6 protein-coding genes are annotated in these 11355 nt (G+C 72.5%); 2 read left to right on the top strand and 4 right to left on the bottom strand.

The genetic code is table 11. The features are described from left to right. Positions 1-185: 185 nt before the first annotated feature. Positions 186-2162, bottom strand: coding sequence for an ABC transporter ATP-binding protein (locus tag GTW43_RS28080; protein ID WP_202501591.1), 1977 nt, complete (start codon positions 2160-2162; stop codon positions 186-188). Between the two features lie 269 nt (positions 2163-2431). Beyond that, entirely contained in the window at positions 2432-4762 is a 2331-nt protein-coding gene (locus tag GTW43_RS28075; RefSeq protein ID WP_237536662.1) for a GH92 family glycosyl hydrolase, read from the bottom strand. 235 nt (positions 4763-4997) lie between these two features. Here GTW43_RS28075 and GTW43_RS28070 point away from each other — a divergent pair, with 235 nt between their 5' ends. After that, positions 4998-6785, top strand: coding sequence for an ATP-binding SpoIIE family protein phosphatase (locus GTW43_RS28070; protein ID WP_343246139.1), 1788 nt, complete (start codon positions 4998-5000; stop codon positions 6783-6785). Positions 6786-6846: 61 nt separating this feature from the next. On the opposite strand, the gene GTW43_RS28065 is transcribed toward GTW43_RS28070, so the two are convergent. After that, positions 6847-10221 (bottom strand): pyruvate carboxylase, encoded by a 3375-nt coding sequence (locus GTW43_RS28065; RefSeq protein ID WP_161304762.1) that lies wholly within the window; start codon positions 10219-10221, stop codon positions 6847-6849. A 270-nt stretch (positions 10222-10491) separates the two neighbouring features. On the opposite strand from GTW43_RS28065, the gene GTW43_RS28060 reads away from it, so the two are divergent. After that, positions 10492-11070: a dihydrofolate reductase family protein gene (locus tag GTW43_RS28060; protein ID WP_161304761.1), complete on the top strand. Its 579-nt coding sequence runs from the start codon at positions 10492-10494 to the stop codon at positions 11068-11070. 11 nt (positions 11071-11081) lie between these two features. Here the strand turns inward: GTW43_RS28060 and GTW43_RS28055 are convergent. Next, positions 11082-11355, bottom strand: a 274-nt coding sequence (locus GTW43_RS28055) for a nucleotide disphospho-sugar-binding domain-containing protein (RefSeq protein WP_272922569.1), incomplete at its 5' end; no start/stop codon positions are given.

The raw sequence follows: 11355 nt of genomic DNA, 5'->3' as shown, positions 1-11355 counted from the left end.
TCTGGCCCGCCTTGCGCGCCGCGATCGTCACGGCGATCGCGGCCGAGCAGATCAGCACGAGGACGCCGGTCGCGTAGGCGCCGCCCTGCTTGTCGACGTTCGCGTCGAACAGCCAGGTGACCAGGAAGATCCCCCGGAGAGGCGTCGCGTGCCTCACATCCGCCCGCCACCTGCTGGTACTGCGGTCAGGCCACGTCCGTGTGCGTGGTCGGCGGGGGAGCCGCGGGGGCCGGGAGCGAGGACGCGGCGGCCGGGGCGTACTGGGCGGCCTGAGCCGTGAACATCGACGCATAGCGGCCCCGGGCGGCGAGGAGTTCGGCGTGGGTGCCCTGTTCGACGAGCCGGCCCTCGGCGAGGACGAAGATGCGGTCGGCGTGACGGACGCCCGACATGCGGTGCGTGACCAGGACGACGGCCCGGTCGGGAGCCGCGAGCCGGCGGATGCGGTCGAAGGCCTCGATCTCGGCCTCGGGGTCGAGCGCGGAGGTGGGCTCGTCGACGATGAGGATGCTCTCGCCGGTGCAGGTCGCGCTGCGCCAGTGCGTGCGGGCCAGACCCAGCTTCTGCCATTCGCCGCCGGACAGTTCGATCGCCCCGCGGAACATCCGGGCGAGCAGGCTGCGCAGGCCGTCGGGGAGTTTCGCGACGACGGGCCGGGCACCCGCGTAGTCGAGCGACGCCTCGAGGTCGTCGGGACCGACCGGGTGCTCCGGGCGGCCGATGCGGATGTTCATCGCGGCGGTCACGGGCCAGCGCTGGAAGTCCTGGGTCAGCAGCGACACCCGGTCGTACAGCTGGGCCCGGTCGAGGTCCTGCACGCGCGCGGGGCCCCAGCGCACGGTCCCCTCCTGGGGCAGCAGCAGACCGGAGAGGATCTTCATCAGCGTGCTCTTGCCCGAGCCGTTCTCGCCGACGACGGCGGTGACGGAGCCCATCGGGAGGGTGAGGGACACCTGGTCGAGCGCGGGCGTGCCGCGGTCCGGGTAGCGGTAGGTGACCGCGTCGAGGACGATCGCGTCCACCCGCTCGGGCATCGGCTCCCCGCCGGCGGGGATGGCGCGCTCGGCGGCCTCGACGAGGAAGCGCGCGTGGTCGCGCACGTAGAGGGACTCCTCGTGGAGCTGGTTCACGTTCATGACGAGCGCGCCCAGGCTGGCGGAGCCGGACCGGACGGCGATCACGGCGGTGCCCGCCACGGCCAGCTCCATCCGCCCGCCCAGGATGAGCGCGATCATGGTCCCGTACGTGACGGCCATCGCCAGCCCGGACAGCGCGGACGCCACCCACTCGGTGACCGCCTTGCCCGTGGCGAGGCGTTCCTGCTCGGCCTCGGCGCTGCGGGCCATGCCGCGGTAGCGGTCGAGCAGGAACGGCCCGACGGCGTGGATGCGCACCTCCTGGGCGGCGGTGCGCTCGGTGAGCAGATTGCCGATGAGCCGGCTGGCCCGGACGTGCTCGATCCAGCTCATCATCGACACGTACCGCTCCTGGGCGACCCGCATCGCGCCCCATCCGCGCGGCGCCGCGATCACGAGCAGCATGGGAAGCAGCGCCGGATGCAGGACGGTCAGGACGCCTGCCGTGGCGATCAGCGTGATCGTGCTGTTGAGCGCCGAGACGCAGGCGCCGATCATGCGGCGCGCGGACGCGGGGCCGTACTGGGCGACGTCGATCAGGCGGCGGAAGTCCGGGTCGTCGATGGCCTCCAGCTCGACGGCGGTCGCCGCGGCGAGGTACTGGGTGGTGGCGATCCGCTCCACCAGGGGCTCCAGGCGTCCGGCCTGTGCGGTGGACCAGCCCGCGAGCGCGGAGTTGACGACGGCGACGCCTGCGGCGGCGAGCAGCCCCGGCAGCAGCGCGTGCAGCCGGTCGGCGGCGGTGCCCGAGCCGAGCAGGGCGTGCATGACGGCGTTGACGGCGAGCAGCCCGACGGCGGCCGCGACGCCCTGGGCGACCTCGCTGACGGCGACGACACCCAGGGCGCGCCGGTCGGCCTGCCACGCCATCCGCAGGGTGGTGCCGACGAGCCGCGGCATCTGGCGCAGCGCCGAGCGCATGGTCAGGTCGAGGCCCGCGTGCTCGTGCAGCGACCAGCCCATGTCGTAGCGCAACGGGCCGCCGAACAGCTCCCGTTCGGCGTCGGACACTTGGGGTTCGGCCATGCGGACCTTCCCGAAGAACCTCTTCAATGTGCCTCCTCGGCGGGTGGTGACGACCGCGTGGGGCGGGTCGCCGAGGGCGCAATGTAGAACGGGAACCACGGGTGTGGGGCGGCCACGGGAGAGGTGGGACGGGTGGGCCGCATGCGGTGAATCAGTCCGACGCCGAAGGGGGCGCGGGGCAGTCGTGCCCCCGCGCCCCCTCCGGTCTTCGGCGACCGTCCCACCGGCCGCCGAGCGCCGACCGGCGCTCGGCGGATCCGGCCGGTCGGTCAGTCCTGGGCCACAGCCGGCGGCGCGGCGTCGACGCCCCACCGCGTCGGCTCCCCGGACAGACCGATCCGGATCGTGCCTGCCCGCAGCAGGTCCTCGTGGGACAGCCAGCTGCGCCGCAGCGACTTGCCTCCGGTGCGCACCGAGGACACGTACTGCAGCTCGGACGCGTCCGCGCCCGGCGCCTCGATCCTGATCGGCCGCCCGTGCGCCGGCCGGATCTCGACCTTCTCGAACATCGGGGCCGACACGAGGTAGCGCGCCGATCCGGGCTGCGCCTCGAACACGCCGGCCATCGCGAAGACGAGCAGCGACGAGGTGGCGCCGAGGTCGTCGTTGCCGGGCATGCCGTACGCGTCGTCGGTGAACAGGGTCCGCATCGCGCGCAGCACCGCCGACGTCTTCCACGGTGCACCGGTCCACGCGTACATCCAGGGGGCGTGGAAGTCCGGCTCGTTGTTCGGGTTGAACGCGAAGTTGTTGTGGTAGTCGTACGCGCCGGTCACCCAGGAGTCGGTGGCGGCCTTCGCCGGGTCGGACAGCACGGTCGGCATGTCGAAGAACGTGTCGAGGCGCTGCTCCGCCGCGTCCTTGCCGCCCATCAGCCCGTACAGCGTCTGCGGATCCTGCTGGGCGAGCCACTGGTACTGCCACGCGGTGCCCTCGTGGAAGGCGCCGGACTGGGTCGGGTCGGTGTCACCGGCGGCGGTGCCGTCCGCGTTCCGCGTCACGGGGAAGCCGGTGAAGCCCTTGGAGGAGACGCCGGAGTCCCACAGCTTGGTGAAGTTGTCGCAGCGTCCCGCGAGCGTGTCCGCCTCGTCCTCGTGTCCGAGCCCGCGGGCCATGGTCGACAGGGCGCAGTCGCCGAGCGCGTACTCGAGCGTGGCCGAGCCGGCCTGCCGGCTGTCGCCGAACGTGTAGCCGGGCAGGTTCCGGTACCCGACGAAGCCGTTCTCGACGTACGTGGGATTGCCGTCGCGGCCGCGGAAGACCGACTGGTCCTCCGGCACCTCGTTCGCGTTCTTCCACAGGGCGTCGAAGAGACCGCGGGCGGTGCGGTCGTCGAGCAGACCGCGGTGGTAGAGGTCCACGATCCACGGCGTGACGGGGTCGCCGCTCATCACGTTGGTCTCGCCGTTGCCGAGCCCCCAGCGCGGCAGCCAGCCGCCGTCCCGGTAGACGTGCAGGAGGGACTTGGCCATGTCGGTGGCCTTGTCCGGGTTCAGCAGGGCGACCAGCTGGTTCTGGGAGCGGTACGTGTCCCACAGCGAGAACATCTGGTAGTACGTCGAGTCCGAGCGGTGCACCCGGTCGTCGAAGCCGCGGTAGCGGCCGTCGACGTCGGAACCCACGGACGGGTGCAGGAGCGAGTGGTAGAGCGCGCTGTAGTACGTGCGCCGGTCGGCGGTGCTGCCGCCCGCGACCCGCATCCGGTTCAGCTCGTCGCGCCAGGCGTCGTGCGCGGCGGAGCGGGTGCGGTCGAAGGACTTCTGCTGCTCGGCGTTCCGGTTCAGGCGCGCGCCGTCGACGGAGGTGTAGGAGAGGCCGACCGAGGCGCCGACCTTGTGGCCCTTGTCCTGGTCGAAGCTCAGCCAGGCACCGGCCCGCTTACTGCCGCGCTTCGCCGTGCGCAGGCCGGGCGTGAGGGTGTCGTCGGTCCAGGTCCCGAACGCGGAGAAGGACCGGTCGAAGCTGGCGCTGAAGTAGACGCGGTAGCGCTCCTTGCCGGTCTCCCCGCAGAAGTTGCCGCCCTGCACCCAGCCCTCGACGGTGTGGTCGCCGACCACCTCGATGTCGCCCGCGTAGGTGCTGCCGTTGCTCTCGCCGGCCTCGATGAGCACGTTCTGCTCGCCCGACCCGGCGGGGAACGTGTACTGGTGCCGGCCGGTGCGCTCGGTCGCCGACATCTCGGCCTCGATGCCGTTGTCGAAGGTGACGCCGTAGTAGCCCGGCGAGCGCTTCTCGTTCGCGTGGCTGAACTTCGCGGCGTACTGCGCGGGGTCCGAGGAGGTGACGGCGCCGGTCGTGGGCATGAACCGGATGTTGCCCATGGTCTGGCAGCCGACGCCCGAGAGATGGGTGTGGCTGAAGCCCAGGATGGTGTCCTGCGCGTAGTCGTAGGAGGCGTACTTGTTCAACTGGGTGTCGGGGCTCAGCTGCACCATGCCGAACGGCGCGGCCGCGCCGGGGAAGGTGGTCCCGTCGCCGTTGTTGCCGATCGAGGTGTCGACCAGCGTGGTCGGATCGGCGGCGAAGCGGGGCCCCTGCTCACGGGCGCTCGCGGAGCCCGCGGCGGTGACGGAGGCGGCGGCCAGAGTGGTGACGATCAAGGCGGAGGTGAACGCGCGTCGAAACGCTCGCATCGCGATCCTCTCGTGCGACAACGTTGTCAAAGGGATTCCTGTCGATCTTCGTCCCGTGGGCATGCATCCGTCAATGGAGCACGGGCGCCTTCTCACGGATGGCGGTCGCGGACGCGGGTGAGCAGGCGCGGCCCGGTGGATCGAAGGAACATGGAGAAAGCGGGAGGAACCAGCAGGCGCCGAGCAGACGGGAGTGCCGCACGTGGGTGGCGGGCGCGAACACGGCAACACCGAGGAGCACGACGCCGAGATGCGCCAGCTCGACTCCCTCAACCGGCTGGCCGGACCGACCGCGGACGGCACCGGCAAGGCGCCCGAGGACCTGCGCCACCGCGGCGCCGACCTGCTCGTCACCGGTCACGCCCTGGCCCGCGTCGCCTCGCTCGGGGAGGCGCTGGCCCTGATCGGCCGGCTCGGCGGCCCCGCGCTGCCGCTGTGCAGCCAGGCCGTGTTCCGCGCCGACCGCGAAGTGCTGCACTGCGTCGGGCAGTTGGGGCTCCAGGAGGAGGAGGCCGACGCCTACCGGCTGCCCCTGGAGACCGTGCACCCCGCCGCCCAGGTCGCCCGCACGGGCCGGCCGGTGTTCCTCTCCTCCCCGCAGGAGTTCTGCGACCGGTTCCCCGACGCCCCCGAGCTGTCCGACCGCACCGGTCAGGTCGCCTGGGCCTTCCTGCCGCTGACCACGTACGGCCAGCTCACCGGCGTGTGGATGGCCGCCTTCGACGCGTCCGTCCGCATCGGCGACGGGCTCGGCACCTTCCTGATGACGCTGGCCCGGCTGCTCGGCCGGAGCATCGAGCAGACCTACGACGGGCAGACCGACCGCGCCCTGTCGGAGACCCTGCGCAGCAGCATGGGCCGGGTCGCCTCCGGCGTCGAGGGACTCAGCGTCGCCGCTCGCTACGTCCCCACCGGCGGCGGCCTCATGGTCGGCGGCGACTGGTTCGACAGCATCCGGCTGCCCGGCGGCCGCCTCGGCCTCGTCATCGGCGACGTCCAGGGCCACGACGTGCAGGCCGCCGGGCTCATGTCCCGTCTGCGCACCGCCATCCACGCCTACGCCGCCGAGGGCCACGGCCCCGACGCCGTCCTCGTCCGCGCCTCGCACTTCCTGGCCTCCCTCGGCGAGGACCGCTTCGCCACCTGCATCTACCTGGAGGCCGACCCCGCCACCGGCACCCTGCGCATCGCCCGCGCCGGGCACCCGCACCCCGTCCTGCGCCTGCCCGACGGCACCTGTCTGCTCAAGCACGTGCGCGGGGGACTGCCGCTCGGGCTCGACCTGGACGAGGACGACTACCCGGTCAGCGTCGTCACCCTGCGCGAGAACGAGATCCTCATGCTCTGCACCGACGGGCTCATCGAGTCCGGAGGCCACGACATGTACTCCGGATGGCTGCGCGTGCGTAACGCGCTCGAGCCCGGCAGCTCCGACGACCTCGCGGGCCTCGCCGACCGGCTGATGACCGCGGTCGTCGCGCCGACCCCCACCGCGGACCGCGACCAGCCGGCCACCTCCTTCACGGAGGACGACATCGCCCTGCTGCTCCTGCGCCGGGACCCCATCACCGAGCGGCAGGACGGCTCCGCGCGCACCCTGCGGTTCACCCTGGAGCAGGACCAGGCCCAGGGCCTCGCCGACGCGCGGATCGAGTTCCAGGGGCTGCTGCACGACTGGGCGCGCCCCGAGCAGGTCGACACGGTGCTGCTGCTCGTCTCGGAGCTCCTCGGCAACGTCCTCATCCACACCGAACAGGCGGCGGCCCTGCGCGCCGACATCAGCGGGGCGCACGGCCGGCGCCGGCTGCGCGTCGAGGTGTCCGACCGCAGCGACGAGGTACCGCACCGGCGCGCGCCCGGCGAGCTGTCCTCCTCCGGGCGCGGCCTGGTCCTGCTCGACCTGCTCGCCCACCGGTGGAACATCCGGCCCGAACCGGAGGGCAAGACCGTGTGGTTCGAACTCGACGAGGACGGGCCGGAGGAGCCCTGAGCCGGTGGGCGGGCGGACGGGTGGGTCACCTGGCGCAGCGCCCCGGGCGAACCCGCCCGCCTCAGCCGATCTCGACGAGCAGGTCGCCGCCCTCCACCTGCTGGATACGGGAGATCGCCAGCCGGGAGACGCGCCCGCCGCGCGGCGCCGTGATCGAGGCCTCCATCTTCATCGCCTCGATCGTCGCCACCGTCGCACCGGCCTCGACCTCGTCGCCCTCGGCGACCGACAGCGTGACCACACCGGCGAACGGCGCGGCGACATGCCCCGGTCGGGACCGGTCCGCCTTCTCCGTGACGGGCAGATCCGAGGCGGCTGCCTCGTCGCGCACCTGGATCGGCCGCATCTGGCCGTTGAGGGTCGACATCACCGTGCGCAGGCCGCGCTCGTCCGCCTCGCCGACCGCCTCCAGCTCGATCAGCAGCCGCACGCCGGGTCCGAAGTCGACGCTGTACTCCTTGCCCGGGACCAGGCCGTAGAAGAAGTCCTTGCTGTCGAGCACGCTCGTGTCGCCGTACGCCTCGCGGTGTGCCTCGAACGCCTTCGTCGGACCGGGGAACAGCAGCCGGTTGAGTGTGCCGCGGCGGTCCTTCGCGAGTCCGGTCCGGTCCTCGGGCGTCAGATCCTGCACCGGATTCGGTCCCGCCCTGCCCTCCAGCGCCTTCGTGCGGAACGGCTCGGGCCAGCCGCCGGGCGGCGTGCCCAGCTCGCCGTGGAGGAACCCGACCACCGAGTCGGGGATGTCGAAGCGGTTCGGCGTCTCCTCGAACTCCGCGGGGTCCACGCCCGCGCCCACCAGATGCAGCGCGAGGTCGCCGACGACCTTGGACGACGGGGTGACCTTCACCAGCCGGCCCAGCATCCGGTCGGCCGCGGCGTACGTCGACTCGACGTCCTCGAAACGGTCGCCGAGGCCCAGCGCGACCGCCTGCGTCCGCAGGTTGGACAGCTGACCGCCGGGGATCTCGTGGTGGTAGACCCGCCCGGTCGGTGCGTCAAGACCCGCCTCGAACGGGGCGTAGATCTTGCGGACGCTCTCCCAGTACGGCTCCAGGTCGCCGACCGCCTGGAGGTCGAGGCCGGTGGGCCGCGCGGAGTGGTCCGTCGCCGCGACGATCGCCGACAGCGACGGCTGCGAGGTCGTGCCCGCCATGGAGGCGACCGCGCCGTCGACCGCGTCCGCGCCCGCCTGGATCGCCGCGAGATAGGTGGCGAGCTGGCCGCCCGCCGTGTCGTGCGTGTGCAGGTGTACCGGCAGGTCGAACTCCCGGCGCAGCGCCGAGACCAGCGTCGCCGCGGCCGGTGCGCGCAGCAGGCCCGCCATGTCCTTGACCGCGAGGACGTGCGCCCCCGCGTCGACGATCTTCTCCGCGAGCCGCAGGTAGTAGTCGAGCGTGTAGATCTTCTCGGCCGGGTCCGACAGGTCGGACGTGTAGCACAGCGCGACCTCGGCGACCGCGGTGCCCGTCTCGCGCACGGCCGTGATCGCGGGCCGCATCTGGTCCACGTCGTTGAGCGCGTCGAAGATGCGGAAGATGTCGATGCCGGTGGCCGCCGCCTCCTGCACGAACGCGTCGGTCACCTCGGTCGGGTACGGCGTGTAGCCCACCGTGTTGCGGCCGCGCAGCAGCATCTGCAGACAGATGTTCGGGACGGCCTCGCGCAGTGCGGCGAGCCGCTCCCAGGGGTCCTCCGCCAGGAAGCGCAGCGCGACGTCGTACGTCGCGCCGCCCCAGCACTCCAGGGACAGCAGCTGCGGCAGCGTGTGCGCGACCGTCGGGGCGACGGCCAGCAGGTCCTTCGTGCGCACGCGCGTCGCCAGCAGCGACTGGTGCGCGTCGCGGAACGTCGTGTCCGTGACGCCCAGCGTCGGCGCGTCCCGCAGGCTCCGCGCGAAGCCCTCGGGCCCGAGCTCCGCGAGCCGCTGGCGCGACCCGGCCTGCGGCTCGCCCTCGGGCAGCGGGGCCAGCTTCGTCGTCGGGGCGACCAGCTCGGGGCGCGGACCGTGCGGCTTGTTCACCGTCACGTCCGCCAGGTACGTCAGCAGCTTCGTGCCGCGGTCCGCCGAGTGACGGGCGGTCAGCAGGTGCGGGCGCTGCTCGATGAACGCGGTCGTGACCCGTCCGGCCTGGAAGTCCGCGTCGTCGAGCACGGCCTGGAGGAACGGGATGTTGGTGGACACGCCGCGGATGCGGAACTCGGCGACGGCCCGCCGGGCCCGGTCCACGGCCGTGGCGAAGTCCCGGCCGCGGCAGGTCAGCTTGACGAGCATCGAGTCGAAGTGGGCGCTGACCTCGGTGCCCGCGTGCGTCGTGCCGCCGTCGAGCCGGATGCCCGAACCGCCGGGGGAGCGGTAGGCGCTGATCATGCCGGTGTCCGGGCGGAAGCCGTTCGCGGGGTCCTCGGTCGTGATGCGGCACTGCAGCGCGGCGCCGTGCAGCACGACCGCCTCCTGGGACAGGCCCAGGTCGGCGAGGGTGGCCCCGCCCGCGATGCGCATCTGCGCCTGCACCAGGTCGACGTCCGTGACCTCCTCGGTCACCGTGTGCTCGACCTGGATGCGCGGGTTCATCTCGATGAAGACGTGGTTGCCTTCGGGGTCGAGCAGGAACTCGACCGTGCCCGCGTTGCGGTAGCCGATGCGACGGGCGAACCGCACCGCGTCGTCGCAGATGCGCCGGCGGACCTCGGGGTCCAGGTTCGGCGCCGGGGCCAGCTCGATGACCTTCTGGTGGCGCCGCTGCACCGAACAGTCGCGCTCGTACAGGTGGATGACGTTGCCCTCGCCGTCCGCGAGGATCTGCACCTCGATGTGGCGGGGGTCGACGACCGCCTTCTCCAGGAAGACCGTCGCGTCGCCGAACGCCGACTCGGCCTCGCGGGCGGCCGCCTCGATGGACTCGCGCAGCAGCGCCGGGTCGTCGACGCGCCGCATGCCGCGGCCGCCGCCGCCCGCGACCGCCTTGACGAACACCGGGAAGCCGACGTCGTCGGCGGCGGCCACGAGCTCGTCGACGTCGGTGGACGGCGCGGACGAGCCGAGCACGGGCACGCCCGCTTCGCGGGCCGCCGCCACGGCGCGGGCCTTGTTGCCCGTCAGCTCCAGCGTCTCGACGGACGGGCCGACGAAGGTGATGCCCGCCTCGTCGCAGGCACGGGCCAGTTCGGGGTTCTCGGACAGGAAGCCGTAGCCCGGGTACACCGCGTCGGCGCCCGCGAGCCGGGCCGCGCGGATGATCTCCTCCACGGACAGGTAGGCCCGCACGGGGTGCCCGGGCTCACCGATCTCGTAGGCCTCGTCGGCCTTGAGCCGGTGCAGCGAGTTGCGGTCCTCGTGGGGGAAGACGGCGACCGTCCTCGCGCCCAGTTCGTATCCCGCGCGGAACGCGCGGATCGCGATCTCCCCGCGGTTGGCCACCAGCACCTTGCGGAACATTGTGATCCCTTCGCCTCTTCGGTGACGAGCACCGTGGGTCGTGCCCGGGTAGTGCGGCACACGCTAAGGGCTGTGCGGTCGCGTACTGAAGGTTCGACGACAGTGACATGGATCATCGGGCGGAGCACCCCGCCAATGGCGCAGAGTGGTCCTCCGCCCTCGTGCGCGGGCCGCCCGGCGATGAGTCCCGGCGCCGCCGCCGGTCTGTACTGCTGAGACCGCAACCGGTGAGACCGGGTGCCATCGACGCCCCGCACGGAGGAGCAGACCATGACCGCCACCTACACGTTCGACGTGTTCTCCAGCCTCGACGGCTACGGCGCCGCCGGCGGCGACTGGACCGGGTACTGGGGCAAGCAGGGGCCCGAGCTCCTCGCGCACCGCCTCGACCTCTACGGCCAGGAGCAGCGGATGGTCCTCGGCGCCCACACCTTCGCGGCGTTCTCGCGGATGCTGGCCGACAGCGACGCGGACGCCGATGTCCGCGACCCCTGGGTCACCCGCATGCGGAACCTGCCGCTCACCGTGGTCTCGACCACTCTCACGGAGCCGCTCGACTGGCCGGACGCGACCGTCGTGAGCGGCGACGCCGTCGACGTCGTGGCCCGCCTCAAGAAGGAGTCCGACGTGCCGCTGCGTTCGCACGGCAGCCTGTCGATGAACCGGGCGCTCATGGCCGCGGGCCTCGTCGACCGGGTGCAGGTCACGGTCTTTCCGGTGATCACGGGCAGCAGCGGCCTCGACCCGGTCTTCCGCGACGCGGCCGACTTCGACCTCGAACTCCTCGAGACCCGCACGCTCGACGGCCGCACTCAGGAGCTCGTCTACCGTCCGACGCCGCACCTTTGACGCGCTGGGGATCAGACGCGCGCTGCGGTCCCCTCGCCGTCCGGCAGCAGGGCCTCCAGGAGATCAGCGGCCCGCCGGGTGCCGCCCTCGGCGCGTGCGGCGCGCTGCAACTGCCGCGAGCGTGCGATCCGTTCGGGATCGGCGACCAGCTCGGTGAGGGCCGTGCGCAGGGCCTGCGGCGTCGCGTCGGCGGTGTCGAGGCGGCGGGCCACCCCCAGCTCCACGAGCTTGTCCGCGTTCATGAACTGCTCGGCGCCCTGTGGTACGGCGATCATCGGCACGCCC

Source organism: Streptomyces sp. SID5785, assembly GCF_009870065.1.
Classification (GTDB): domain Bacteria; phylum Actinomycetota; class Actinomycetes; order Streptomycetales; family Streptomycetaceae; genus Streptomyces.
Note: the sequence above shows the minus strand (reverse complement) of the source record. Positions and strands in the feature narration are given on the sequence as shown.

What these genes read in the sequence shown, in the direction of transcription:
- GTW43_RS28065 (WP_161304762.1), bottom strand. Translation starts at nt 10,221, where the DNA reads ATGTTCCGCAAGGTGCTGGTGGCCAACCGCGGGGAGATCGCGATCCGC.
- GTW43_RS28080 (WP_202501591.1), bottom strand. Translation starts at nt 2,162, where the DNA reads ATGGCCGAACCCCAAGTGTCCGACGCCGAACGGGAGCTGTTCGGCGGC.
- GTW43_RS28060 (WP_161304761.1), top strand. Translation starts at nt 10,492, where the DNA reads ATGACCGCCACCTACACGTTCGACGTGTTCTCCAGCCTCGACGGCTAC.